General features: G+C 68.9%; 27 protein-coding genes and 2 pseudogenes. 20 read left to right on the top strand and 9 right to left on the bottom strand.

Going from position 1 to position 24028, the window contains the following annotated elements:
- Nucleotides 1-85 precede the first annotated feature (85 nt).
- Nucleotides 86-1648: an NAD(P)/FAD-dependent oxidoreductase gene (locus AWB92_RS20570; protein ID WP_085188920.1), complete on the bottom strand. Its 1563-nt coding sequence runs from the start codon at nt 1646-1648 to the stop codon at nt 86-88.
- Nucleotides 1649-1715: 67 nt separating this feature from the next.
- Entirely contained in the window at nt 1716-2324 is a 609-nt protein-coding gene (locus AWB92_RS20565; protein ID WP_085188918.1) for a TetR/AcrR family transcriptional regulator, read from the bottom strand.
- Nucleotides 2325-2395: 71 nt separating this feature from the next.
- On the opposite strand from AWB92_RS20565, the gene AWB92_RS20560 reads away from it, so the two are divergent.
- Entirely contained in the window at nt 2396-2875 is a 480-nt protein-coding gene (locus AWB92_RS20560; protein ID WP_068188565.1) for a DUF2834 domain-containing protein, read from the top strand.
- A 1-nt stretch (nt 2876) separates the two neighbouring features.
- Here the strand turns inward: AWB92_RS20560 and AWB92_RS20555 are convergent, their stop codons facing one another.
- Nucleotides 2877-3242, bottom strand: a complete 366-nt coding sequence (locus tag AWB92_RS20555) for a helix-turn-helix domain-containing protein (protein WP_085188916.1) — start codon at nt 3240-3242, stop codon at nt 2877-2879.
- A 58-nt stretch (nt 3243-3300) separates the two neighbouring features.
- Here AWB92_RS20555 and AWB92_RS20550 point away from each other — a divergent pair, with 58 nt between their 5' ends.
- Nucleotides 3301-3819 carry a carboxymuconolactone decarboxylase family protein gene (locus AWB92_RS20550; protein ID WP_206601306.1) on the top strand — a complete coding sequence of 173 codons (519 nt, stop codon included), beginning with the start codon at nt 3301-3303 and terminating at the stop codon, nt 3817-3819.
- Here AWB92_RS20550 and serS read toward each other — a convergent pair.
- Entirely contained in the window at nt 3816-5069 is a 1254-nt protein-coding gene (serS, locus tag AWB92_RS20545) for a serine--tRNA ligase (RefSeq protein ID WP_085188912.1), read from the bottom strand. The two genes, AWB92_RS20550 and serS, sit on opposite strands and share 4 nt — an antisense overlap.
- 111 nt (nt 5070-5180) lie before the next feature.
- On the opposite strand from serS, the gene AWB92_RS20540 reads away from it, so the two are divergent.
- The 3 genes and pseudogenes from AWB92_RS20540 to AWB92_RS20530 all read left to right on the top strand — a co-directional run bounded on the left by AWB92_RS20540 (nt 5181) and on the right by AWB92_RS20530 (nt 7161).
- A complete protein-coding gene (locus tag AWB92_RS20540; protein ID WP_085188909.1) occupies nt 5181-6557 on the top strand; it encodes a septum formation family protein in 1377 nt (458 codons plus the stop codon).
- Nucleotides 6558-6561: 4 nt separating this feature from the next.
- A pseudogene (locus AWB92_RS20535) lies at nt 6562-6964 on the top strand (metallopeptidase family protein).
- Nucleotides 6961-7161, top strand: coding sequence for a hypothetical protein (locus AWB92_RS20530; protein WP_085188907.1), 201 nt, complete (start codon nt 6961-6963; stop codon nt 7159-7161). Before AWB92_RS20535 ends, AWB92_RS20530 begins: the two are co-directional and overlap by 4 nt.
- Here the strand turns inward: AWB92_RS20530 and AWB92_RS20525 are convergent.
- Together AWB92_RS20525 and pheA are read right to left on the bottom strand one after the other, a co-directional pair.
- Complete coding sequence (locus AWB92_RS20525) at nt 7138-7824, bottom strand: histidine phosphatase family protein (protein ID WP_085188905.1); 687 nt, start codon at nt 7822-7824, stop codon at nt 7138-7140. The genes AWB92_RS20530 and AWB92_RS20525 overlap by 24 nt on opposite strands.
- Nucleotides 7821-8777, bottom strand: a complete 957-nt coding sequence (pheA, locus tag AWB92_RS20520) for a prephenate dehydratase (protein ID WP_085188903.1) — start codon at nt 8775-8777, stop codon at nt 7821-7823. Before pheA ends, AWB92_RS20525 begins: the two co-directional genes overlap by 4 nt.
- A gap of 93 nt (nt 8778-8870) precedes the next feature.
- On the opposite strand from pheA, the gene AWB92_RS20515 reads away from it, so the two are divergent.
- Nucleotides 8871-9647 (top strand): DUF2470 domain-containing protein, encoded by a 777-nt coding sequence (locus AWB92_RS20515; RefSeq protein WP_085188901.1) that lies wholly within the window; start codon nt 8871-8873, stop codon nt 9645-9647.
- Between the two features lie 22 nt (nt 9648-9669).
- Complete coding sequence (locus AWB92_RS20510) at nt 9670-10803, top strand: LCP family protein (RefSeq protein WP_085188899.1); 1134 nt, start codon at nt 9670-9672, stop codon at nt 10801-10803.
- Here the strand turns inward: AWB92_RS20510 and AWB92_RS20505 are convergent, their stop codons facing one another.
- Nucleotides 10804-11628 carry a glycerophosphodiester phosphodiesterase gene (locus AWB92_RS20505; RefSeq protein WP_068103366.1) on the bottom strand — a complete coding sequence of 275 codons (825 nt, stop codon included), beginning with the start codon at nt 11626-11628 and terminating at the stop codon, nt 10804-10806.
- A 4-nt stretch (nt 11629-11632) separates the two neighbouring features.
- Nucleotides 11633-12682 carry a DUF4328 domain-containing protein gene (locus AWB92_RS20500; protein WP_085189056.1) on the bottom strand — a complete coding sequence of 350 codons (1050 nt, stop codon included), beginning with the start codon at nt 12680-12682 and terminating at the stop codon, nt 11633-11635.
- 436 nt (nt 12683-13118) lie between these two features.
- Here AWB92_RS20500 and AWB92_RS30090 point away from each other — a divergent pair, with 436 nt between their 5' ends.
- The 10 genes and pseudogenes from AWB92_RS30090 to rraA all read left to right on the top strand — a co-directional run bounded on the left by AWB92_RS30090 (nt 13119) and on the right by rraA (nt 19492).
- Entirely contained in the window at nt 13119-13274 is a 156-nt protein-coding gene (locus tag AWB92_RS30090) for a hypothetical protein (RefSeq protein WP_173817455.1), read from the top strand.
- 138 nt (nt 13275-13412) lie between these two features.
- Nucleotides 13413-14036: a superoxide dismutase gene (locus AWB92_RS20495; protein ID WP_067150615.1), complete on the top strand. Its 624-nt coding sequence runs from the start codon at nt 13413-13415 to the stop codon at nt 14034-14036.
- A 195-nt stretch (nt 14037-14231) separates the two neighbouring features.
- Nucleotides 14232-14765: a peptidase gene (locus AWB92_RS20490; RefSeq protein ID WP_067150612.1), complete on the top strand. Its 534-nt coding sequence runs from the start codon at nt 14232-14234 to the stop codon at nt 14763-14765.
- Nucleotides 14766-14999: 234 nt separating this feature from the next.
- Nucleotides 15000-15650: pseudogene (locus AWB92_RS20480) on the top strand (TMEM165/GDT1 family protein); the annotation flags it as partial.
- Between the two features lie 498 nt (nt 15651-16148).
- Nucleotides 16149-16547, top strand: coding sequence for a helix-turn-helix transcriptional regulator (locus AWB92_RS20475; protein WP_066930409.1), 399 nt, complete (start codon nt 16149-16151; stop codon nt 16545-16547).
- 141 nt (nt 16548-16688) lie between these two features.
- Nucleotides 16689-17345 carry a DUF6474 family protein gene (locus tag AWB92_RS20470; protein WP_068187568.1) on the top strand — a complete coding sequence of 219 codons (657 nt, stop codon included), beginning with the start codon at nt 16689-16691 and terminating at the stop codon, nt 17343-17345.
- A 14-nt stretch (nt 17346-17359) separates the two neighbouring features.
- Entirely contained in the window at nt 17360-17971 is a 612-nt protein-coding gene (locus AWB92_RS20465; protein WP_241523536.1) for a YcnI family protein, read from the top strand.
- Nucleotides 17968-18480 (top strand): copper resistance CopC family protein, encoded by a 513-nt coding sequence (locus tag AWB92_RS20460; RefSeq protein WP_085188891.1) that lies wholly within the window; start codon nt 17968-17970, stop codon nt 18478-18480. The genes AWB92_RS20465 and AWB92_RS20460 overlap by 4 nt, the downstream gene beginning before the upstream one ends.
- 102 nt (nt 18481-18582) lie before the next feature.
- Nucleotides 18583-19005, top strand: a complete 423-nt coding sequence (locus AWB92_RS20455; protein ID WP_085188889.1) for a nucleoid-structuring protein H-NS — start codon at nt 18583-18585, stop codon at nt 19003-19005.
- 1 nt (nt 19006) lies between these two features.
- On the top strand, nt 19007-19492 hold the full coding sequence (gene rraA / locus AWB92_RS20450; protein WP_085188887.1) for a ribonuclease E activity regulator RraA: 486 nt from the start codon (nt 19007-19009) through the stop codon (nt 19490-19492).
- Here the strand turns inward: rraA and AWB92_RS20445 are convergent.
- The gene (locus AWB92_RS20445) at nt 19489-20958 is read right to left on the bottom strand and encodes an NAD(P)/FAD-dependent oxidoreductase (RefSeq protein WP_085188885.1); all 1470 of its coding nucleotides are present in this window, start codon (nt 20956-20958) and stop codon (nt 19489-19491) included. The genes rraA and AWB92_RS20445 overlap by 4 nt on opposite strands.
- A gap of 76 nt (nt 20959-21034) precedes the next feature.
- Here AWB92_RS20445 and AWB92_RS20440 point away from each other — a divergent pair, with 76 nt between their 5' ends.
- The 3 genes from AWB92_RS20440 to AWB92_RS20430 form a co-directional block, all read left to right on the top strand.
- Nucleotides 21035-21676, top strand: coding sequence for a TetR/AcrR family transcriptional regulator (locus AWB92_RS20440; RefSeq protein WP_085188883.1), 642 nt, complete (start codon nt 21035-21037; stop codon nt 21674-21676).
- A gap of 131 nt (nt 21677-21807) precedes the next feature.
- Complete coding sequence (dinB, locus tag AWB92_RS20435; RefSeq protein WP_085188881.1) at nt 21808-23013, top strand: DNA polymerase IV; 1206 nt, start codon at nt 21808-21810, stop codon at nt 23011-23013.
- A gap of 396 nt (nt 23014-23409) precedes the next feature.
- Nucleotides 23410-24028, top strand: a 619-nt coding sequence (locus tag AWB92_RS20430) for a PE family protein (protein WP_142282213.1), incomplete at its 3' end; no start/stop codon positions are given.

Genomic DNA, 24028 nt, shown 5'->3' with positions numbered 1-24028 from the left:
GAACCAGCATTCCTTGCGAATTCTCGCTCGATTTCTCGCAATGGTTGCCCGCTCGGCGAGGTACTAGCGGTCCCCCCAGCGGCCTCTAGCGGCCCAAGTCCTCCAGCGCCGCGCGGGCCGCGTTGTAGCCGGGGATGAACGTGATTCCCGGGCCACCGTGGCACCCGGCGCCGCCGAGGTACAGCCCCTGGATCGGGATCGGTTGGCCGCGAAAGCCTCTCGGGCCCGGCCGGTTCGGCCCGATCTGGTCCGAGCTCAACAGGCCGTGGCAGTAGTCGCCACCGGGGGCGCCGAACATCACGCCCATGTGCCGGGGCGTGAACGTGGTGTGCCGGATGATGCTGCGCTCGAAGTTCGGCGCGAGCCGGGTGATCTTGTCGATGACCCGCTGGCCCATTTCGACCTTCGTTTGGCCGTAGTCCGCCCCGCCCTCGATCGGGAACCACAGCGCGAACGCCGACGCGGCATGCTTGCCCGCGGGCGCCAGGTCGGGATCGTTCTGCGAGGGGATCTGCAACACCACCGTCGGGTCGGTCGGCACGATGCCGCGCCGGGCCTCCTCCCACTGCTGCTGGACTTCCTCGGGGGTGCAGAAGAGGCCGATCGAGGCCTGCATCGCCGGCTCGTTGAGCGCCTCGTACGGCGCGGCGAACTGGGGGGCCTCGTCCAGCGCGAAGTGCATCTGCAGGTAGCTGCCGCGGTGGTCGATCCCCGCGTACCGCTCGCGGATGTCGGCGGGCAGCGCCGCGGGGTCGATCATCTCGTTGAGCGTCAGGTCCGGCGCGAGGTTCGAGACGACGACCGGCGCGGTCACGGTGTCGCCCGCCTCGGTGCGCACGCCGGTCACCCGCCCGTCGGCGACCAGGATCTCGGTCACCTTGGTGCGCAGCCGGACCTCGCCGCCCAGGCTCTCCAACAGCTGGGCGAGGTGCGCGGTGAGCGCGCCGATGCCGCCGCGCAGCTTCTTCATCTGCATGGTGTCCCCGTCGGGAACCCCGAGCCCGAAGGCCAGCGCGGCCGCGCTGCCCGGGGTGGACGGCCCGCGGTACAGGGTGTTGACGGCCAGCACGGTCATCGAGCCGCGCAGCGCGCCGTGCTTCTCGCGGTCCGGCAGGTAGCGGTCCAACACGTCGGTGACCGACCCGAACAGCATGTCGTCGATCGCCGAGCGCTCGAATTCGTTGGTGGCGCAGGCGTACATCTCGTCGAAAGTCTTGGGCTCCGTGCCCGCCTCGAATCGGCCGAGCGCCCGGGTGGGCGCCTGGCTCCAGGCCATCAGGCCGGCCATCCCGTTGACGGCGTCCGCGCCGTGCACCTCGTTGAGGTGGGTGAACAACTTGATCGGGTCGCTGTACTGGACCAGCGGGTCGTCACCGACGCCGCGCACCGCGACCGACATCACCTCCAGGTCGAGCGTCTCGAGGGTGTCCAGGCCCAATTCCTCGACGACCACCGACGCCGTCGGGAACTGCACCGATCCGGCGATCTCGAATTGGTACCCGTCGAAAAGCTCGACGGTGGAAGCCATACCACCGGCATACAGCTTGGCGTCCAGGCACACCGTTCGCAGCCCGGCCTTCTGCAGCAGCACCGCCGCGGCCAACCCGTTGTGTCCCGCGCCGATGACGATCGCGTCGTATTCAGTCATGTCCCTGCCCTCCAGGAATGGAGGCTGGCATGCCCGCGAAGTTTTGTCAATTATGACGAAACCGGGGTCAGGTCCAGGCGTCGGTGATGCCGGCCCGCAGCGACTCGAGCGCGACATGGGATACCCGCGCCAGCTCGCCCAGCGACCGATCGTCGCCGAGCATCCAGAACTCCATCGCACCGAACACCGCGGCCGCGATGCAGCGTGCGGTGACCGCGGCGCGCAGCCGGGCGTCCGGCGTGGCGGCCGCGGCGCAGCTACGCCGGTGCAGCTGCTCCTGGATGGCGTTGGCGAAGTCGGCCTGCACTTCCTGGATGTGGCGGACGATGCGGCCGGGATCGATCTCGCCACCTCGCAGCGCGGCAATCTTCGTCACGGCCTCAACGTCATACGGGAACGAGAAGACGGCCGACTGCACGGAATCGATGATCGGTTCGTCGGCGGGCCGGGCGTCCAGCGCGGCGCGGAACCAGTTCAACCCGGTGTAGTCGGCAAACAGCAGGTCGTGCTTGGACCGGAAGTGGCGATAGAACGTCCGCAGCGACACCCCCGCATCCGCCGCGATCTGCTCGGCCGACGTCTCCTCGACGCCCTGCGCGAGGAACCGCACCAGGGCGGCCTGTATCAGCGCCTCCCGGGTGCGTTCGCTGCGCGCCGTCTGCGCGGGCCTGACCATGCTCAGTAAGGTACCCCAGGGTTTGTGTGTCAATATTGACAAAACTTCGGGATCAGGGTGACACTTCGCCCATGATCTGGCTCTACATTCACGCAATCCTCGGGATCGCCGTCATCGGCTGGATTATCGCGTCGAACCCGAAGATTTACGCCAAACCCGCCGACGGACCGTGGTTCTCGCCGCTGGAACTCGTGTACTACGCGGCGGGCATCGCCTCGATCGTGCTGGGCTGGTACTTCAACATCCACTTCGTGCTCGCGGCGCACGGCGAGGGCAGCATCGTCTCGGGTCCGGCCAGCTACCCGCACTTCCTGGCGCAGCAGTTCGGCAACCCGGCGGCGGGTTCGGGTAGCCAGGACTACATCATCGCGAATGTGATTCTGCTGCCGGTGTTTACGATCGTGGACGGCTACCGGCGCGGCGTGCGGCGCCCGTGGTTGTTCTTCGTGGCCAGCTTCTTCACCAGCTTTTCCTTCCCGCTGGCCTGGTACTTCGCCACGGCGGAACGGGTGCGCCGCCACGAGCGCAGCCGCGAGCCGGTGAACGCCTGACTCAGCGAGCCGTCTCGGCCCATCGCGCGGCCCAGCGCTCCAGCGGGGTCAGGGCCTTGCCGAGCGAGCGGCCCACCTCGCTCAGCTCGTAGCTCTGGTCGTCCCGTTGGACGACGAGGCCGGCGTCGGTCAGCTCGCCGAGGCGGTCATAAAGAACGCTGGGCGACATGCCGTCGCAGCGGTCGCGCAACGAGCGTGCCCCGAGCGGGCCGTCCCGAAGCTCCCACAGGATGCGCAGCGACCAGCGCCGCCCGAGCAGGTCGAGGGCGGCCATCAGCGGACGCCCCGTCGTCGACCCGCGCACTGGGGTGCCCGGGCGGACCCCCGATTGACGTTTCGATTTCCGTAACGTAGTTTCGTCTTTCATGGTTACGGAAATAGTAACGCCTCGGATCGGCGGACTCGAACCCCCCTACGAGCCGGCGGTGGCCGCTCAGCTGGACAAGATGATGCCGCCGGGCGTGCCGCCGATCGCGTTGTTTCGGACCGTGGTGCGCAACCTGCCCATGGCCGAGGCCATGACGCTGTGGGGCAGCTACGAGCTGAGCCGCGCGCTGTCGCTGTCGCTGCGCGACCGCGAGATCGTCATCGACCGCACCTGCGCGCGGTGTGCGTGCGAGTACGAATGGGGCGTGCACATCGCCTTCTTCGCGGAAAAGGCGCGCCTCGACCGCGGCCAGATCCGCTCCCTGACCCATGGGAGCCCCGACGATCCGTGCTGGGCCGCCGAGCGCGATCGGCTATTGATTCGCGCGGTCGACGCGCTGTGCGACCACCGCGACATCGCCGACGCTCTGTGGGCGGCGCTGCGCGACGAGTTCGACGAACGCGAGATTCTGGACCTCACCATGCTGTGCGGCTGGTATCACGCGATCAGCTTCACCGCGCGCGCCGCCCGCGTGCCGCTGGAGGCGGGCAGCCCCACCTTCGCCGGCGTCGGTTAGGGCTCGAGCAGTTCGGTGCCGACGAACGGCACCAGCGCGGCCGGCACCCGCACGCTGCCGTCGGGCCGCTGGTGGTTCTCCAGGATCGCCACCAGCCATCGGGTGGTGCCGAGCGTGCCGTTGAGCGTGGCGGCGATCTGCGGCTTGCCGTTGTCGTCCCGGTAGCGCGTCGCCAGCCGGCGCGCCTGAAACGTCGTGCAGTTCGACGTCGACGTCAGCTCGCGGTAGGTCCCCTGGGTGGGAACCCATGCCTCACAGTCGAATTTGCGCGCCGCCGACGAGCCGAGGTCTCCCGCGGCCACGTCGATCACCCGATACGGCACCTCGATCAGGGCCAGCATCTCGCGCTGCCAACCCAGCAGCCGCTGATGTTCGGCCTCGGCGTCGGCGGGGGTGCAGTAGACGAAGCCCTCCACCTTGTCGAACTGGTGCACCCGGATGATGCCGCGGGTGTCCTTGCCGTAGCTGCCGGCCTCCCGCCGGAAGCACGAGGACCAGCCCGCGTAGCGGCGGGGGCCGCCGGACAGGTCCAGGATTTCGTCGGAATGGTAGCCGGCCAGCGGCACCTCGGAGGTCCCCACCAGGTAGAGGTCGTCGGCCTCGACCCGGTACACCTCCTCGGCGTGGGCGCCTAGAAATCCAGTGCCCGCCATCACCTCCGGGCGCACCAGCACCGGCGGGATCATCGGGACGAAGCCGTTGTCGACGGCCAGCCGCAGCGCCAGCTGCAGCAGGCCGAGCTGCAACAGGGCGCCCCGGCCGGTCAGGAAGTAGAACCGCGAGCCGGCCACCTTGGCGCCGCGCTGCATGTCGATGAGGCCCAGCGACTCGCCGAGTTCCAAGTGGTCCCTGGGGTTTTCGATCACCGGCGGCTCGCCGACGATGTCCAGCACGCGGTAGTCGTCCTCGCCGCCGGCGGGCACCCCGTCAACGACGACGTTCGAGATCGCCATGTGTGCCGCGGTGAAGGCCGCCTCGGCGTCGGCCTGCGCGGCCTCCGCGGCCTTCACCTGCTCGGCGAGCTCCTTGGCGCGCTGCAGCAGGCCCGGACGTTCCTCGGGCGAAGCGGCGCCCACGCTCTTGCTGGCGGCCTTCTGTTCGGCGCGCAGGCCGTCGGCGGCCGAAATCGCCGAGCGGCGCGCGGCGTCGGCGGCTAGCAGGGCGTCCACGAGGGCCGGGTCCTCGCCACGGCTGACTTGCGAACGGCGCACGGCATCGGGGTCTTCCCGGAGCAGCTTCAGGTCGATCACGGCCCCGACACTACTTTTGCGGCCCCGACGAGATGGCAGAGCACCCGCCAACGCCGGCCCCACATACCACATCAGTAACTTTTGTCACCTCACTCAGGGGGCCCTGTCAGAATGGAGCCGATGTCGCAAGCGCCGGAGAAGGAAGTTTCGGAAGCCAGCGCCTCCAGTTCGGAGAACGCCGGCTCCCGCGACGACGCGACGAAACAACCGCCGAGCAGCTTCCGCTGGCCGCGCGGGTTGCAGGCGACGGCGACCAGGCGGGCGCTGTTGCTGACCGCGCTCGGCGGCCTGCTGATCGCCGGGCTGGTCACCGCGATCCCAGTCGGCGGCGGCCCGGGGCGGCTGGCCGGCTACATCGACCCGGTGCCCAGCACCGGAACCAAGAGCGACGCCGCGTTCAATCGCGCCAAAGGCGGCGACTGCCTGATGTGGCCGGACGCCACCCCCGAGTCCGCGAGCATCGTCAACTGCACCGAGGACCACAAGTTCGAGGTCGCCGAGTCCGTCGACATGCGGACCTTCCCCGGCTCGGAGTACGGGCCCAGTGCCGCTCCCCCGTCGCCCGCCCGGATCCAGCAGATGACCCAGGAACAATGCGAGCCCGCGGTCCACAACTACCTCGGCCCCAAGTTCGATCCCAACAGCAAGTTCATGGTCAGCCTGCTGTGGGCCGGTGACCGAGCCTGGCGCCAGTCCGGTGACCGCCGCATGCTGTGCGGCCTGCAACTCCCCGGCGCCAACAACCAGCAGCAGGCGTTCAAGGGCAAGGTCGCCGACGTTGACCAGTCCAAGGTCTGGCCCACCGGCACCTGCCTGGGCATCGACCCGGCGATCAACCAGCCCACGGATGTGCCGGTCGACTGCGCGACGCCGCACGCGATGGAAGTCACCGGCACGGTGAACCTGGCCGAGAAGTTTCAAGGTCCGCTGCCCGCCGAGCCCGACCAGGACGGGTTCATCAAGGACGCGTGCACCAAGATGACGGACGCCTACCTGGCGCCGACCAAACTGCGCACCACCACCCTGACGCTGATCTACCCGACCGTGTCGCTGCCGAGTTGGTCGGCGGGTAGCCGCGAGGTCGCGTGCAGCATCGGCGCCACGCTGGGCAACGGCGGCTGGGCCACGCTGGTGAACAGCGCCAAGGGCAAGCTGCTGATCAACGGCCAGGCGCCGATCGCCCCACCCGACATTCCCGAGGAGCGGCTGACGATGCCGCCGATCCCGGTTCAGGCGCCGAGCCAGCCCACCCCGGCCAGCACCGCGCCCGACGCCATACCGCCGAACAACCAGCACCTGCCCGGGCAGCAGCCGGTCGTAACGCAACCGCAAGCGCCCGCAACGCAGGCCCCGGCCCCGCAGGACGTCCCGCCCCCGCAGGACGGCGGGGCGCCCCCACCGGCCAACCCGGCGCCGCCGGCGCCCAACCCGCCGGCGGAGGCGCCACCACCCGCGCCGGCTGAACCGGCGCCGGCCCCGGCGGGCTAGCCGCGTGCCCGTGCGGATGGATCCGCGCCGGTTCGACGAGCTGGTCTCCGATGCGCTCGATTTGATCCCGCCCGAATTGGCCGCCGCGATGGACAACGTCGTCGTGCTCGTCGAGGACCGCCACCCCGAGGACGCCGAACTGCTCGGACTGTACGAAGGGGTGGCGCTGACGGAGCGCGACTCCGACTACGCCGGCTCGCTGCCGGACGCCATCACGATCTACCGCGAGGCGCTGCTGGACGTCTGCGACTCCGACGACGATGTCGTCGAGGAGGTGGCGATCACGGTGATCCACGAAATCGCCCACCACTTCGGCATCGACGACAACCGGCTGGAGGAACTGGGCTGGGCCTGACGGGCGCGGCAACCCGATTTCGTTCGGACCGGATGTTATGAACGGGTCATGAGCGCTGAGTGCCGCGAGTGCCGGGCGGGCTTAGACCACTGCCACGGCACCATCATTCGTCATTCGTTGCACCGATGGGAGTGCACCGAGCCGGACTGCGACAGCCCCGAGCTGGTGGTGCACACGTTCGTCGTCGACTGCGACGCCGTCGGCTGCGCGTGTGCGGAAGAGCCGTCAGCCCATCGGATCGGTGCTTGAGCCGACCGCGTCGGCGACCGGGCTCGCGTCGGCCTGGGGGTAGAACGGCGGCGTCAAGGACCCCCAGCGCACGCAGCTCCACCGCCCGTCGGTGATCGGGGCGAGCACCACCGAATCGGCGTTCTCCAGGTGGTTGTCCAGCGCGAAATTGCCATCCACCCCGGCCAGGACCGCGGAGGCCAGCCGGATCGCCGCGCCGTGACTGACGACGACGATGTCGCCGTTCCAGCCGTCGTCGTCGAGGTAGCGCAGCCGCAGCTCGGTCAGCACCGGCACGTAGCGGTCCAGGACGTCGTTGCCGGTCTCCCCGCCCGGCAGGGGCACGTCGAGATCGCCGCGATGCCACTGCTCGTAGATCGCGTTGAATTCCGCGACCGCCTCGTCGTCGCTGCGGTCTTCCAGCTTGCCGACCTGCACCTCGTGAATCCCGGAGAACTGCACGGCGCCCATCTCGAGTTCGGCCCCGATCACCTGGGCCGTCTGCGACGCCCTCGTGGCCACGGAGTGCGCGAGCATCGCCGGGCGCCCCGAGCCGCGGGCGAATGCGCGGGCCTGGTCGCGGCCCAACGGCGTCAGCTCGGCCCCGGGCGGCCTTGTGTCGAGCCGGCGCTCGACGTTGCCGTAGGACTGCCCGTGCCGCAACAACACCAAGCGACCGCTCATCGCTCCGACCCCCCGGTCTCGAAACTCTGCTCGGGCTTGCCTTCGCGCAGCCGCGCGAGCCAGCGCGCCGCCTCGTCCTCCGGCGGCGGCAGCACACCGGCGGCCGATCCCGTCGGCCAGGAACCCAGGTATCTCACATCCGCACAACGACGGTGCAGCGCCTTGAGTGCCTCGGCGACCGCGCCGTCGTCGATGTGGCCGACACAATCGGCGAAGAACAGGTAGGTTCCGAGTTCCGTTCTGGTCGGCCGGGATTCGATCCGGGTCAGGTCGATGCCGCGGATGCCGAATTCGGCCAGCGCGGACAGCAGCGCCCCCGGCACGTTGTCGATGCGCAGCACCACCGACGTTCGATCCGCTCCGGTGCGGGCCGGCGGCGGCCCCGGCAGCCCGATCAGGACGAAGCGGGTTCGGGCGTTGGGCTCGTCGACGACGCCGTCGGCCAGCGACCCCAGCCCCCAATGCTCGGCGGCCAGCGGCGAGGTGACCGCGGCGTCGGCCTGTCCCTCGGCCACCTGGCGCGCCGCGTCGGCGTTGGAGTAGGCCGGCCGCAGCTCCACGCCGGGCAGGTGGGCGGCCAGCCACTGCCGCACCTGCGCCACCGCCACCGGGAACGCCGCCAGCGTGCGGACGTCGGCCGCGCCGAGACCCGCCTTGACGACGATGCTGAAGGCCACGTCCAGGGTGGTCTCGGCGAACACCTGCAGGGGCGAGCCGATCGCCAGGCTATCCAGCGTGGGTATCACCGAGCCGTCGATCGAGTTCTCGATCGGCACGCACGCGTAGTCGGCGTCGCCGTCGCGGACCGCGTTCAGCGCCGCGGGCGTGCTCTCGATCGGCATCGTGCGCACGGCGCCCGGTCCCTGGTCGGGGACGAGGCCGGCGGCCGTGATTTGCAGCAGCGCCGCCTCCGTGAACGTCCCTTCGGGACCCAGGTATGCGATGCGGACCACGCCCCAACCCTAACGGCGCGCCACGTCAAACGGGTCTTGCGACGGGATGGGTCGTAAGTTAACTTAGGCTTACCTAATTCACCAAGGAGTCCGATGCTTTCGCTGAGCCACCCCGCACCGACGACCGCAGAACGCATCCGCAGCGCCTGCGCCAAGGCAGCCGGCGCGCTCCTGGCCATCGAGGGCGCGGACCCCATCGCCACCCCGGTGCACCACCTGCTGGCCGACGGATCCTTCGCGGTCGTCCTCCCCGCGTCGCGCGACCGCCTGATCTCCGGATCGCAGGCGCTGCTGGAGCTGACGGACTATGCGCCGCTGCCCGTGCGCGAGCCGGTCCGTTCGTTGGTGTGGGTGCGCGGCCGCCTCCAGGAGGTCCCGGACGACGCGGTGACCGACACGCTGGACCTGATCGCCGCCGAAGACCCGAATCCGGCCTTGCTAGAGGTGGAGACCCCGCGGTCGGCGGCATGCACGGGAGGGCCTCGGTACCGGCTGCTGCGGCTGGGGATCGACTCGGTGGTCGTCACCGACGCCACCGGCGCCGAGCCGGTCAGCGTGGCCGATCTGCTCGCCGCCCGTCCCGATCCCTTCTGCGAGATCGAGTCGAGCCTGCTGTGGCACCTCGATACCGTCCACAACGACGTCGTCGCGCGGCTGGTGTCGAGGCTGCCGCCGGGCGTGCGCCGCGGCCAGGTTCGCCCGCTCGGACTCGACCGATACGGCGTGCGGTTCCGCATCGAGGGTTACGACGGCGACCACGACGTCCGGCTGCCGTTCCACAAGCCGGTCGACGACATGACGGGGCTGCGCCAGGCGATCCGGGTGCTGATGGGTTGCCCGTTCATCAACGGGCTGCGAGCCCGCCGGTAGCGCCTGCACGTACGTTATCCGGGTGAACGGCGACCGCTCGCCCCAACGGCCGGTGCCGCCGCGCCGGCCCGAGCCGCCGCAGGCGATCCGCCGTGCCACCGGGCCGCCCGCCGACCCGCCGACCACCCCGCTGCGGCGTTCCGCGCCACCACCTGCCCCGTCGCCTCCGCCACCACGGCCGGTCGGCCCGAGGGCCCGCCGCACCCGCGGCCGGCGCCGCTGGGTCCGGGCAGTGGCGTTCACCGTCTTGATCGGTGCGCTGCTCGCCGGCGCCGGGATCGTCGGCGGCGCCATGTGGTTCGACACCACGCTGCGCCGCGAACAGGCGCTGACCGACTATCCCGACCGGCCCGCGGCCGGCCGCGGGACGAACTGGCTGATCGTCGGCTCGGACAGCCGGCAGGGCCTCACCGCCGAGCAGCAGCAGGACCTGGCGACCGGCGGCGATGTGGGCAGCAGCCGGACGGACACGATCCTGCTGGTGCACGTGCCCGAGTTCCGGTCGAGCACTCCGGCGGCGATGGTGTCGATCCCGCGCGACTCGTATGTGCCCATCCCCGGCCATGGCAAGGACAAGATCAACGCGGCGTTCGCGATCGGCGGGGCTCCCCTGCTGACCCAGACCGTGGAGCGCGCGACCGGGTTGCGCCTCGATCACTACCTCGAGATCGGATTCGGCGGATTCGCGAGCGTGGTCGACGCCCTGGGCGGCATCACCGTGTGCCCGACCGCTCCGATCAACGACCCGTTGGCCGGCATCGACCTGCCGGCCGGCTGCCAGAGACTGTCCGGCCGCGACGCCCTCGGGTACGTCCGGACGCGGGACACCCCCCGCGCGGATCTGGATCGGATGGCCAACCAGCGCGAGTTCCTGTCCGCGCTGCTGCACCGCGCCGCCAGCCCGGCCGTGTGGCTCGACCCGCTGCGCTGGTACTCGGTGCCCCGCACGGCCGCGGGCGCGATGACCGTCGATCGGGGCGACCACGTGTGGGATTTGGCCCGGCTCGGCTGGGCGCTGCACGGGCCGACGACCGCGCTGACCGTCCCGATCGGCGAGTTCACCACCGGCGACGCCGGCGCGGTCGTGGTGTGGGACCACGAGGCCGCCGGCAGGCTGTTCGACGCGCTGGCCTCCGACGCGCCGGTGCCGGGCTGATCAGATGCTGCCGTCGGCGGCGCGCGCCCGCTGCAAATAGGCCTTGGTGCGACCCGGGTGGTGGGTGGCCAGCCAGGCCACGCCGACGTCGCGGCAGAAGTCGATGTCCTCGTACTCGTCGACGTTCCAGCAGTAGACGGCCCTGCCCTGCGCGACGGCCCGGTCCACCAGTTGCGGATAGTCCTTCAACGTCGCCAACGACGGCCCGACGGCGGTGGCGCCGACGGCCGTGGCCGCGCTGCTCGCCAAGTACCGAGCCGTTTTTCCGAGCAACACCGTCGGCAACAACGGCGCGGCCCGCCGGATGCGCCAGACCGCCGCCGCCGAAAACGACATGACCACCGCGCGGGAACGGTCCGCGGATGCGGGCGCGGCTATGCCGTAGCGATGGAGCAGGGCCAGGAGCTTGTTTTCCACCAGCGAGCCGTACCGGACCGGGTGTTTGGTCTCGACGAAGATCTTGACCGGCCGGTGCCAGTCCAGGACGAGCGAAACGAGGTCGTCGAACGTCAGCAGGCTGGTGTCGCCGTGCGTGCCGTCCTCACGCCAGCTGTCGTGCCAGGCGCCGTATTCGAGCTCGCGCAGTTGGGCGAGCGTCATCGTGCTGACCAAACCGGCTCCCGTCGAGGTCCGATCCAGGCGGCGGTCATGAACGCAGACGAGGTGGCCGTCGCGGGTCAGGCGCACGTCGCATTCCACGCCGTCGGCGCCCTGCTTGAGCGCGAGATCGTAGGCAGCCAAGGTGTGTTCGGGACGGGCGGCCGAAGCACCGCGGTGGGCAACGACAAAGGGATGCCCGGCGAGCACCTCGTCGGCCCACGTCATATCCCTATGCTGCCGGTTCCTGCCCCGCCAACTCAACCGGAGCGCTCGACTTGCGGTCAGCGGGACGGTCCGGTTCGACGATCACCCAGCGGTGCGCGGGACGGGCTACCGGTTTGCGCTCGAAGCCTTCGAATACCCGGGCGATCGCGGCGACGGTGACCGCCGCGAACAGGTAGGCGAAAACCATCAGCACGGTGTTGTTCGCGATGCCCTGGGCATCGGTGGCGAAGCTGGTGGCGATGGCGAAGATCGAAACCAGGTAGCTGGCCAGCCACGCGATCCACCACTGCACGATCGGTCTTTGCGCGCGGGCGTAATGCTCTTCGACGGTCGCCAGTTCGATGACGTACACCGGCGCCCACAGCAGGTTCGCGAACGGCGCCAAGCAGCCCGCCCACAGCGCCCGGACGGAACGCGGCTCCGGCAGCCCATGGTGCGCGAAGGCGGCGGCCCGTCGCGCGATCAGCCACCGGACCAGCACCACCGCGGAGACGGTCACCGCCGCGATCGCCGCCACGCTGGCCAGCACCCCGAGCCAGTCGGCGATGACGGCCACGACCGTGTTCAGCAGGGTGTTCCGGTTGTACACCAACAACGCATACCGTGCGACGTACACCAGTGCAGCCGCGCTCAGAATCAGCACGCTCAAAAACAACGTGGTGCGCACGAGCGGTGCGGATGGCCTTGTCTGGGAAGGCTTTTCGGCCGCCGCCGTCGGCGCCTGATCGACGCGGTCCGCCAACCCCCAGCGCGGGATGACGGCGTAGCGCGGCGTGGGTCCCAGGAGCCGACGTCCGCGGCGCTGCGGCGGCGCGGCGCCGGGACGCACCGCGATCCACCGGAATCCGGGCGGCAGGCGCGGCGCCGTGCGCTGCCACGCCGGAGCCGCGGGCGGCCTGGGCGGCAGCGGGGTGCCCGCGGCACTCCATCGCGGGTCGGGTGACGGTGTGTCCGGCCCGGGCGCCATCAGCGCCCCGCGGCAGCGTGGGCACCAGTCGCGGCGCCGGTCGCGCACGTTCCACCGCGTGCCGCACTGGGAGCACACCTGAATCACCGGACCAGGGTAGCGCTGGCGAGAATGCAGGCCGCGCAAGCCGCGGGCGGAGACCTCGAGCGGTTGCGGCAACACCAACAGTTGCATATGGCTATCCACAGTTTCCACAGGTTTATCCACAATCAGACCTTGGGTATGTACGGCGTCAACACGGCCTTTACCGACTGCCGCGGACCGCATCTGTGGATAACGCGCGGGTGGTACGGCTGTGCCATAAACAACCCTGTCGGCTACCAGAGCGAAATGCATTGCCCCGCTACGCACCCCCAGATCACCCCGTCGGGATCGCCGGTGCCCGCCCGCTCCGCACTTCTCCGGCACGCGGTTACCCAGTGCGTTTTCCAACCGGAGTGCGAGGGGTTATGATCACCGTCACGAAAAATCGTTGTGACTCACCTCACTTGGGCGAGGTGGACGTGCAGGTGAAAGGCGCTTGATGGCCACGCATTCGTTTGGTCCGGGTTCGCCGGCCCCGTCGAACTCGTATTCCGGCTCGCCCGCCTGCAATCACAGCTACAGCGTCGCCGCCTTGCGCGCCGCGCTGGTCGCGCTGGCGCTGCTCGCCGTCCTCGTCGTCATCGTCTTGTCTTGAACCAACGCCCACCGGGTACCCCTCGCTAGCGGCCGTTCTTGCGGCGCGCGCGGTCATGGAGCAGGGTTGATTACGGCTGGCCGCCGCGTGGCAGCCCCGCGCAGGAGCGCCAAGACGATAACCGAAGAAAGGAATGCAGTGGCTGTATACAACTTGCCGGACTTGGATTGGGATTACGGTGCGCTGGAACCGCACATCTCCGGTCAAATCAACGAACTTCATCACGACAAACACCACGCCACCTACGTCAAAGGCGCCAACGACGCCCTGGAGAAACTCGAAGAGGCGCGGGCCAAGGGAGATCACGCCGCGATCCTGTTGAACGAGAAGAACTTGGCGTTCAACTTGGGCGGTCACGTCAATCACACCATCTGGTGGAAGAACCTTTCCCCGAACGGCGGTGACAAGCCGACCGGAGAGCTCGCCGCGGCGATCGACGACGCGTTCGGGTCATTCGACAACTTCCGGGCGCAGTTTCATGCCGCTGCCACCACCGTGCAGGGGTCGGGCTGGGCGGCGCTCGGCTGGGACACGCTGGGTAACAAGCTGCTGATCTTCCAGGTGTACGACCACCAGTCGAATTTCCCACTCGGGATCGTGCCGCTGCTGCTGCTCGACATGTGGGAGCACGCTTTTTACCTTCAGTACAAGAATGTCAAGGTCGACTTCGCCAAGGCGTTCTGGAACGTGGTGAACTGGGCGGATGTGCAGGACCGCTATGCGGCCGCGACCTCCAAGACCCAGGGACTGATCGCTGGCTGACTTCATCTCGAAACGGCGGGAGCGTCGCGCGGATTGCGCGGCGCTCCCGTCGTTTATCGGGCGTGAATTTGGGCACTTTGAAAAGATGTACGCCAGTGACCGTGTCGGGTTGCAAGGCGCCGAAGGCGCAGGCATGCTTAATTATTCGAGCTACCAGCGTGGTTATTCGAAACGAGGCGTCGCGCGGAGGTCGAGATGGAAACCGGGTCGGATCGACCGATAGGGGTAGCACCCTTTCATGCCCGCGGTGCCCTTAAGGGGTTTGTGATCTCCGGGCGTTGGCCCGATTCGACCAAGGAGTGGGCCCAACTGCTGATGGTGGCGGTCCGGGTCGCGTCGCTGCCCGGATTGCTTTCCACCACAACGGTGTTCGGTGCCCGCGAGGAGTTGCCCGACGAACCCGAACCGGGCACCGTGGGCCTGGTGCTGGCCGAGGGCACCGTCTTCGGCGAATCCGCCATCCAGCCAGGGTATTTCGCGGACCATCAGCCCCCGGCATTGCTGATGCTGCATCCGCCGTCGGAAACCACGCCCTCGTTGCCGGAATGCAACGGTGCCGCGTCCGGGTGCGTGCTGCTGCCGGGACTGCCGTACCTGGGATTGGAGCACCGGGCCGCGTGGGTGGAGGCGGAGGCCGACGGAACCATCACGTCGATGGTGAGCCGGGTAGGCGTCGACCCGATCAGCCATCCGGACACGGCGATCCTGGCGATGCTGCTTGCCGCGTAAGGGAATTCAAATCCCAGAATACGGCTGGCCGAAATCGGCCGCCTTTCTTCCGCTCGCCCGACCCGCCCGCTAGCCTGTGAACCGTTAGCGAAGGGGAGTAGCCCCAAATCGTCGAGTCGACATACTGGCGCATAGCCCGGCCGGCGAACCGGTCCCTCTGGTCCGGTGGGCGAGACCTTCGACCGATGTTCGGTGACCCGCAAGGCACCGACACGTGTCGAAAGGTCGCCTGCCATGCTCGCCGCCACGCTCTTAACCCTCGGGGTGGTTTTCCTCGCCGAACTCGGCGACCGCTCCCAGCTGATCACCATGACCTTCGCGCTGCGCTACCGATGGTGGGTGGTGCTCACCGGCGTGGCGATCGCGGCCTGCCTGGTGCACGGGGTGACCGTGGGGATCGGCCATTTCCTCGGCACCACCCTCCCCGCGCGCCCGATGGCGTTCGCGTCGGCGATCGCGTTCCTGATCTTCGCCCTGTGGGCCTGGCGCGAGGGGACGGCGGGCTGCGAGACGGTCTCGACGAAGGGGGAATCCCGTTTCGCGCTCCTGACCGTGGTGTCGTCCTTCGTGCTCGCCGAGCTGAGCGACAAGACGTCGCTCGCGACCGTCTCGTTGGCCAGCGATCACGACTGGACCGGCGTCTGGGTCGGCTCCACCTTGGGGATGGTTCTTGCCGACGGACTGGCGATCGCGGCTGGGACGTTGCTGCATCGGCGTCTTCCCCAGCAGCTGCTGCATGCCATGGCCGGGCTGCTGTTCCTGATGTTCGGCCTCTGGATGCTGTTCGACACCGCGCTGGGACTGCGCTCGGTGGCCATCGCGGTGACCGTCGCCATCGTGCTGGTCGCCGCCGCGGTGGTCGCGGCGCAAACTCTGCGGCGGCGCCGGAAGGAGGCCGCACCCGCCGGGGGGGCACCGGACGTCGGCTAGAGTGCCGTCGGCGCCACTTCCCTACGCTGTCGCGACCCCGAATCGCCCCAGGGGTACCTTCCGGGGGCAATTAGGTGCACCCACGGCCCGTTTTGCGGGCGTGTCACCGACTTGACAGCAAAGGTTGTCGGCGACGGACGGGCGTTGCGCGCTGGTTGCCGTGCAATCGCCTAGCATCCTCGGTCGAGGCGCGCGTCCCTCCGTGGTGCCGAGCGCCCGCCACGCCCGGCCGGACCCCGAACGCTGCGGATAACCTGTGAGTTTCGGTTATTTAGTGGACACCCCAGCGAATTAGTTAGACGCTCGTCGAGTGGGTATTCGGCAGCTGTCAGCAATGCCGGTACCCAACCACCCGGGGTTTGCACCTGGATGCGGCCCCAAACCGCCGGTACGATGATCAGCAAATACACCTCGGCAATAGTTCACTTCTACAGCCAAGTGGAGGTCATATCGATGAGCACGACGTTCGCCGCCCGCCTGAATCGCTTGTTCGACACGGTGTATCCACCAGGGCGCGGGCCGCACACCTCGGCGGAGGTGATCGCGGCACTCAAGGCGGAGGGCATCACGATGTCGGCTCCCTACCTGTCCCAGCTACGTTCGGGCAACCGCACCAACCCTTCGTCGGCGACCATGGCCGCCCTGGCCAACTTCTTCCGGATCAAGCCGGCCTACTTCACCGACGACGAGTACTACGAGAAGCTCGACAAGGAGTTGTCCTGGCTGGCGACGATGCGCGATGACGGTGTGCGCCGCATCGCCCTGGCCGCCGTCGGGTTGTCCCCGCAGGCACAGCAGGACGTCGTGGAGCGGGTCAAGGAGCTGCGCCGCGCCGAACACCTGGACGCCTAGCGGACGGTCGGGCCCGGCCGGCTGCACGGCCCCGACCTGAACGGCTGCCGTCGGCGCATGCCGATTAGGGTTGGCTTTCGGATCGCGCACACGCGAGCGATGGACGACGAAGCCAGCGAGATTATCGGGAGGCGGCCGGCAATGGGCCTGTTCCGCAAGCGAAAGAGTCGCGCGACGCGTCGCGCCGAGGCCCGAGCGATCAAGGCCCGCGCCAAGCTCGAGGCCAAGCTGGCCGCCAAGAACGACGCCCGCCGGCTCAAAGCCGACCGGCGCGCCGCCGAAAAGGCCCTCAAGGCACAGATCAAATCGCAGCGGGACAGCGACCGCACGGCGTTGAAGGTCGCCGAGGCCGAGCTCAAGACCGCACGGGAGGGCAAGTTGCTGTCGCCGACTCGGATCCGCCGGGTGCTGACCGTATCTCGGCTGCTCGCGCCCATCCTGACGCCGCTGATCTATCGCGGCGCCATGGCCGCCCGCGCGGTGATCGACCAGCGGCGCGCCGATCAGCTGGGCGTCCCGTTGGCGCAGATCGGCCAGTTCTCCGGACAGGGCGCCCAACTGTCGGCCCGGATCGCCGGGTCGGAGAAGTCGCTGCGGGTGGTGCAGGAAAAGAAGCCCAAGGACGCCGAGACCAAGCAGTTCGTCAGCGCCATCACCGAACGGCTCAGCGACCTCTCGGCGGCCGTCACCGCCGCGGAGAACATGCCGGCCGCGCGACGGCGGGCGGCGCACGCGGCGATCTCGTCGCAGCTCGACGGCATCGAGGCGGACCTGATGGCGCGCCTCGGACTGACGTGACCGCCGCGCGCGTCCTGATCGCGGTCGCAGCGCTCTATCTCGCTTCGGCGGCGGGCATCCCGACGGCGTGGGCGCACGTGCACGCCAGCAGCGACAACCCGGTCCGCGGCGCCATGGCGATCGTCACCTTCCAGGTGCCCAACGAATCCAATACGGGTGCGGCGACCACCGCGCTGACCGTCGGCCTGCCTAACGTGGCCGCGGCGAGCACCGAAACCGTTCCCGGATGGACGGCCCGGCTGGACCGCGACGTGGCGGCCGGGACCGTCCGCTCGGTGACCTGGACCGCCGCGCCCAACGCCGGGATCGCACCGGACCAATTCGCGCTGTTCCGGATCTCGGTGCAACTGCCCGACTCCGACACCGTCAGCTTCCCGGCCACCCAGACGTATTCCGACGGCACGGTCGTGAAGTGGGACCAGCCGCCGCTGCCAGGCGGCGGTGAGCCGGAACACCCAGCACCCGCGTTGACGCTCAGCGCGACGGCCGTGGCACCGCACGACCACCACCCTGCGGCCGCCGCGCCGCCGAGGTCATCGGACACCACCGCGCGCGTGCTGGGCGGCGCGGCGCTGGCGCTGGCCGTCCTGGGTGTGACCCTCGCCCTGGTCCGCCGCCGGGCATGACGCGCCGGGCGCTCGCCGCCTGGGCAGGCCTGCTGCTGGCCGCCATGATGTCGACCGCGATCTTCACCGCCCAACCGGCGTCCGCGCACGCGGCGCGGTTGTCCGCCGACCCTCCGGACAATGCGGTTTTAACGACCGGTCCCGCCCGGGTGACCGCGACGTTCAACGAGCGGTTGCAGACGACGTTCGCGGCCATGACCGTCGTCGGACCCGACGGCAACCAGTGGTCGAGCGGGGAACCCAGCGTGCAGGGCGCGGTCGTCGGCGTCGGCGTGCGGCCGCTCGGCCCGGCCGGCACCTACACGGTGAATTACCGCGTGACGTCCGCGGATAGCCACGTGGTGTCGGGGTCCTGGTCGTTTCGGCTGACGGTCCCCGGCACCGGAACGCCCGGACCGCCCACGGCGGGTCCCGACGGCGGCGGGGGCATTCCGGCATGGCCGTTCGCGGTGGCGGCCGTGGCCCTGGTCGCCGCCGGCGGCTGGTGGGCGGTGCGCCGCAGACCCTGAGCGCCCTGGCCGGCGAGGCCGTCCCGCGCCTCCTGGCATGATGGGACGCGAGCAACCCGGCCCGCGCGAAAGAACTCTAGAGAGCTGCAAAGGAGCGGCCGCATGGCAGACCCGCAGGACCAACCCAACAGCGAACCCGACGGCGCTTCGACACCACCGGAGAAGAAACCTCCCGCCAAGGCCGCCAAGAAGACGGCGAAAGCGCCCGCTAAAAAGGCACCTGCGAAGAAGGCCCCGGCGAAAAAGGCGGCTGCCAAAAAAGCGCCCGCCAAGAAGGCCCCCGCCAAAGCTGCGCCGCCTGCGCCGCCCCTCGGCATACAGCAGCGGATCGAGACCAACGGTGAACTCGCCGCCGCCGCCAAAGACGCTGCCGCACAAGCAAAGTCGACCGTGGAGGGCGCCAACAACCCGGTCGCGCCCCAGGCGCCGCCGGCCGCACCCGGCCAATCCCCGGTGCCGCTGATCGTGGCCGTGGCGCTCAGCCTACTGGCGATCCTGCTGATCCGGCAGCTGCGGCGCCGCTGAGGTGGCGGTTTCATTTCGGCCGACCGCCGACCTCGTCGACGCCATCGGCCCCGACGTACGCAGCTGCGACCTTCAATTCCGCCAGTTCGGCGGCCGCTCGGAATTCGCCGGGCCCATCAGCACCGTGCGCTGCTTCCAGGACAACGCCTTGCTGAAGTCGGTGCTCTCGGGGCCGGGCAACGGCGGGGTACTCGTGATCGACGGCTCCGGTTCGCTGCACACCGCGCTCGTCGGCGACGTCATCGCCGAATTGGCCCGCTCCAACGGCTGGGCCGGGCTGGTCATCAACGGCGCGGTGCGTGACGCCGCCGCGCTGCGGGGCATCGATATCGGCATCAAGGCGCTGGGCACCAATCCCCGCAAGAGCAGCAAGACCGGCGCTGGGGAGCGCGACATCGAAATCAGCCTCGGCGGAGTGACTTTCGCGCCCGGCGATATCGCCTACAGCGACGACGACGGCATCGTCGTCACCGCAGCTGCGGGCTAAACCGACACGACCGCGGGGCTTTTGGCGAACCGCAGGCCCTCGTCGGCGATCTTGCCGCGGCGGATCAGCCGGATGTCGCGCACGTAGTTCTGGTTCAACCGCCATGGCGTGCGTGAACCCTGCTTGGGCAACTCGTCGAGCGAGCGGAGCACGTAGCCAGGAGTGAATTCCATGAACGGACGCTCTTCGACGTCGGAACCCGGGTGCTCGACCACCACGATGTCAAACCCGTTGTCGTCCATGTAGTTCAGCAGCCGGCACGCGAACTCGGACACCAGGTCGGCCTTCAGCGTCCACGACGCGTTGGTGTACCCGACGGTGTAGACCATGTTCGGCAGCCCGGAAAGCATCATGCCCTTGTAAGCCATCGTCTTGGTCAGGTCTACCGGCTGCCCGTCGATGCTCACGGTCGCGCCGCCGAACAGCTGCAGGTTCAAACCCGTTGCGGTGATGATGATGTCGGCGGGCAGCTCCTGACCCGAGTTGAGCCGGATGCCGGTCGGGGTGAATCGGTCGATGGTGTCGGTGACCACGTCGGCCTTGCCCTTCCGGATGACGCGAAAGAGGTCGCCGCTGGGGACGAGGCACAGCCGCTGGTCCCACGGGTTGTAATGCGGGCCGAAGTGCTTCTGCACGTCGTACCCCTCGGGAAGCTGGCGCTGCACAAAGCCGAGCAGGATCTTTCGCATCCGCTGCGGCCACTTCTGACAGGCCGCGTAAAGCGCCGCCTGGCGCAGCACATTCCGCCAGCGAATCGCGGTGTACGCCTGCTTCTCCGGCAGCAAGCGGTTGAGCCGCTCTGCCAACTTGTCCCGCTTCGGCTGCGAGACGATGTAGGTCGGTGACCGCTGCAGCATCGTGACGTGCTTGGCACCCGACTCCGCCATTGCCGGAATCAGGGTGACCGCGGTCGCGCCACTGCCGATCACGACGACGTTCTTGTCCGTGTAGTCGAGGTCCTCGGGCCAGTGCTGCGGGTGGATGATCGGGCCCTGGAAATCGTCCGAGCCGGCGAACTTCGGCGCGAACCCCTGTTCGTAGTTGTAGTAGCCACTGCACAAGAACAGGAACGTGCACGTGATTGTGCTTGGCACGCCGTTGTTTTCGACCTGCAGCGTCCAGCGGTTCTCCGCGTTGGACCAGTCGGCGCTGACCACCCTGTGGTTGAGCCGGATGTGCTTGTCGATGCCGTACATGGCCGCGGTGCCCTTGACGTAGTCGAGGATCGGCCCGCCGTCGGCGATGGCCTGGCGCTCGGTCCACGGACGGAAGCGGAAGCCCAGCGTGTACATGTCCGAGTCGGAACGGATGCCCGGGTAGCGGAACAAATCCCAGGTGCCCCCCATGGCCGCGCGCTTCTCCAAAATGGCGTAGCTCTTGGTCGGGCAGCGGTCCTGCAGGTGCCAGGCGGCGCTCACGCCGGAGATGCCGGCCCCCACGATGACGACGTCGAGGTGCTCAGTCATGGGGCCACGCTATCAACACACTGTTGAGCCAGTCAACGGCATGTCGAAACTTTCGACTGCATGTAAAGTAACGCCCGTGACTGCCGTCGGCCCGACTCGCGCCCTCCGCGGGCGCCGCGCCCTGCGTCCCACCGGGGACGAACGCGAGCAGGCGATCCTGGCGACCGCCGAGCGCCTGCTCGAAGAGCGCGGGTTCAATGCCATCTCGGTCGACGACCTGGCCAAAGGCGCCGGCCTTTCCCGGCCGACCTTCTACTTCTATTTCAAGTCGAAGGAGGCGGTGCTGCTGTCGCTGCTGGAGCCGGTCATCGCGCGCGCCGACTCCGAATTCGACGGCGCCGTGCAGCGCCTCCCCGAGGATCCGCGCCGCGTGTGGCGTAACGGCATCAAGGCGTTCTACACGGCGTTCAGCACGCACCGGACGTTGGCGCGCGCCGCGACGGAGGCGCTGGCCACCAGCTCCGAGCTCCGGTCGGTGTGGCTGGGATTCATGCAGAAATGGATCGACCAGACCGCGGCGATGATCACCGCGGAGCGGGCGCGCGGTGCCGCCCCAGAGACCATTCCCGCCGTCGACCTCGCGACGTCGCTGAACCAGATGAACGAACGCACGATGATGGCCGCGCTGGCGGCGGAGAAACCGGCCGTCGACGAGGACCGGGTCGTCGATACCCTCACCCACATCTGGGTCACCAGCATCTACGGCGAAACGGGTTAAGTGGCGATCGCAAGCGCGGCGTAGCCGGGCGAAGCGGGTCGCCACCATCGGACAGTGGCGATCGCAAGCGCGGCGTAGCCGGGCGAAGCGGGTCGCCACCGTCTGATTCCGTCGTAGCCCCGTGCGAACATATGTTCGTGCGGTGTGATGCGTCCATTCTGCACGCGGACCTGGACTCGTTCTACGCGTCCGTCGAACAGCGCGACGACCCGACGTTGCGCGGCCGCCCGGTGATCGTCGGCGGCGGCGTGGTGCTGGCCGCGAGCTATGAGGCCAAGGCGTACGGCGTGCGCACGGCGATGGGCGGGTCCCAGGCGCGGCGGCTGTGCCCGCACGCCGTCGTCGTGCCGCCGCGGATGAACGCCTACAGCCGCGCCAGCGACGCCGTGTTCGAGGTGTTCCGTGACTGCACACCGGTCGTGGAGGCGCTGTCGGTCGATGAAGCGTTTCTGGATGTCGGCGGGCTGCGCCGGGTCTCCGGCACCCCCACCCAGATCGCGCACCGGCTGCGCGCCGACGTGCGCAGTCGCGTCGGGCTGCCTATCACTGTCGGGATCGCGCGGACGAAGTTTCTCGCCAAAGTGGCCAGCCAGGAGGCCAAGCCTGACGGGCTGCTGCTGGTGCCGCCCGATCAGGAGTTGGCGTTCCTGCGCCCGTTGCCGGTGCGCCGGTTGTGGGGCGTCGGCGCGGTGACCGCCGAGAAGCTGCATGCGCACGGCCTAGCGACGGTCGCCGACGTCGCCGAGCTCAGCGAGTCGACGCTGGCGTCGCTGCTGGGGTCCGCGATGGGCCGCCAGCTGTATGCGCTGTCCCGCAACATCGACCGCCGCCGGGTGACCACCGGGGTGCGGCGGCGGTCCGTGGGCGCGCAGCGGGCGCTGGGCCGCGCTGGCAATCGCATGTCGGCCGCCGAGATCGACGCCGTGGTGGTGAACCTGATCGACCGGGTCACCGCCCGGATGCGCACCGCCGGGCGCACCGGCCGCACAGTGGTGCTGCGCCTGCGTTTCGACGATTTCGGCCGGGCGACGCGCTCGCACACCTTGCCGTGGGCGACTTCTTCGACGCAGCCCATCCTGGCCGGCGCGCGGCAGCTGGTCGCGTCCGCGGCTCCCCTGATCGCGCAGCGCGGGCTGACGTTGGTGGGGTTCGCGGTATCGGGGATCGACCGCAGCGGCGCCCAGCAGCTGATGCTGCCGTTCGGCGAGGAGGCGGGCCGACTTGAAATCGACGACGCGATCGACCGGGTGCGCCGCCGATATGGGAAATCCGCGCTCACGCCCGCCGTATTGATCGGCCGTGACGCGGGCTTCGAAATGCCCCACCTACCCGACTAATTCTGCTTCTACGGTGCGGTGTCATTTCTCTGCCTATGCAGCCACGACATATGCGCCTTGGCGTCGATTGCCAGTTTGCCGTTGAACGTGTGAGCGCCGCCGGTCGTCAATACCGCAGCAGTGTGGGGCCAAAAGTCAAATAAGGTGGCGGGGCTCCGCGGTTGCCTGCTTTATTTCGGTCAAGGGCTTCGCGCAACGAACCATCAGCCGACGCGATCCGGCATTCGTCACGCGCCGGCCCAGTAAGCCATTTCGCGAACCATCCATCCGACCGTGGTGCCACAACAAATTCGACGCAGTTTGCTAAGCGAAAGTGCTTCCAAACTCCGAACTGAAAGCGTAGATTTTCGGCTACCCGTGGATCTTCGTGGCAGTTCCCTTACAAAGGAGCCGTGCATGTCGTTTGTCTTGATATCTCCCGAAGTCGTCACCATCGCTTCGTCGGATTTAAGCGGGATCGGATCAGCGATCAAATCCGCCCACGCGGCAGCGGCAGGCTCGACGACATCGGTATTGGCCGCGGCCGAGGATGAGGTTTCGGCGGCGATTTCTCAGGTGTTCGGCAATTACGCCCAGGAGTTTCAGGCGCTCAGCGCCCAGGCGACGCTATTTCATGACCAGTTTGTGCAGTCGTTGACGGCGGGTGTGGGGCAGTATTCGGCCACGGAGGCGGCCAACGCGGACCCGCTGACGACATTGCTCGGTGAAATCCAGAGCCTGGGGTTGCCGCCCGGTCCGGTCAAGCTGCTGACGGGCCGTCCGCTGATCGGCAACGGCGCCAACGGGGCGCCGGGAACCGGGCAGGCCGGCGGTGACGGCGGCTGGCTGATCGGCAACGGCGGCAACGGTGGATCCGGCGGGCTCGGCCAGGCGGGCGGGGCCGGCGGGTCGGCTGGCCTGTGGGGACATGGCGGTGACGGCGGGGCCGGCGGAAACGGCAAGCCGCTCACCAGCCCCGCAGGCGGGAACGGCGGGGCGGGAGGGGCCAATGGATGGCTCGGCGGCGGTCCGGGCG

It is taken from the genome of Mycobacterium sp. IEC1808, assembly GCF_002101935.1.
Taxonomy (GTDB): domain Bacteria; phylum Actinomycetota; class Actinomycetes; order Mycobacteriales; family Mycobacteriaceae; genus Mycobacterium.
Note: the sequence above shows the minus strand (reverse complement) of the source record. Positions and strands in the feature narration are given on the sequence as shown.

Bases quoted from the DNA above. Each gene is read 5' to 3' on its own strand.
- AWB92_RS20570 (WP_085188920.1), bottom strand. From the start codon at position 1,648: ATGACTGAATACGACGCGATCGTCATCGGCGCGGGACACAACGGGTTG.
- AWB92_RS20565 (WP_085188918.1), bottom strand. From the start codon at position 2,324: ATGGTCAGGCCCGCGCAGACGGCGCGCAGCGAACGCACCCGGGAGGCG.
- AWB92_RS20560 (WP_068188565.1), top strand. From the start codon at position 2,396: ATGATCTGGCTCTACATTCACGCAATCCTCGGGATCGCCGTCATCGGC.
- AWB92_RS20555 (WP_085188916.1), bottom strand. From the start codon at position 3,242: ATGAAAGACGAAACTACGTTACGGAAATCGAAACGTCAATCGGGGGTC.
- AWB92_RS20540 (WP_085188909.1), top strand. From the start codon at position 5,181: ATGGAGCCGATGTCGCAAGCGCCGGAGAAGGAAGTTTCGGAAGCCAGC.
- AWB92_RS20530 (WP_085188907.1), top strand. From the start codon at position 6,961: ATGAGCGCTGAGTGCCGCGAGTGCCGGGCGGGCTTAGACCACTGCCAC.
- AWB92_RS20525 (WP_085188905.1), bottom strand. From the start codon at position 7,824: ATGAGCGGTCGCTTGGTGTTGTTGCGGCACGGGCAGTCCTACGGCAAC.
- AWB92_RS20515 (WP_085188901.1), top strand. From the start codon at position 8,871: ATGCTTTCGCTGAGCCACCCCGCACCGACGACCGCAGAACGCATCCGC.
- AWB92_RS20505 (WP_068103366.1), bottom strand. From the start codon at position 11,628: ATGACGTGGGCCGACGAGGTGCTCGCCGGGCATCCCTTTGTCGTTGCC.
- AWB92_RS30090 (WP_173817455.1), top strand. From the start codon at position 13,119: ATGGCCACGCATTCGTTTGGTCCGGGTTCGCCGGCCCCGTCGAACTCG.
- AWB92_RS20490 (WP_067150612.1), top strand. From the start codon at position 14,232: ATGGAAACCGGGTCGGATCGACCGATAGGGGTAGCACCCTTTCATGCC.
- AWB92_RS20475 (WP_066930409.1), top strand. From the start codon at position 16,149: ATGAGCACGACGTTCGCCGCCCGCCTGAATCGCTTGTTCGACACGGTG.
- AWB92_RS20470 (WP_068187568.1), top strand. From the start codon at position 16,689: ATGGGCCTGTTCCGCAAGCGAAAGAGTCGCGCGACGCGTCGCGCCGAG.
- AWB92_RS20460 (WP_085188891.1), top strand. From the start codon at position 17,968: ATGACGCGCCGGGCGCTCGCCGCCTGGGCAGGCCTGCTGCTGGCCGCC.
- AWB92_RS20455 (WP_085188889.1), top strand. From the start codon at position 18,583: ATGGCAGACCCGCAGGACCAACCCAACAGCGAACCCGACGGCGCTTCG.
- AWB92_RS20445 (WP_085188885.1), bottom strand. From the start codon at position 20,958: ATGACTGAGCACCTCGACGTCGTCATCGTGGGGGCCGGCATCTCCGGC.
- dinB (WP_085188881.1), top strand. From the start codon at position 21,808: ATGTTCGTGCGGTGTGATGCGTCCATTCTGCACGCGGACCTGGACTCG.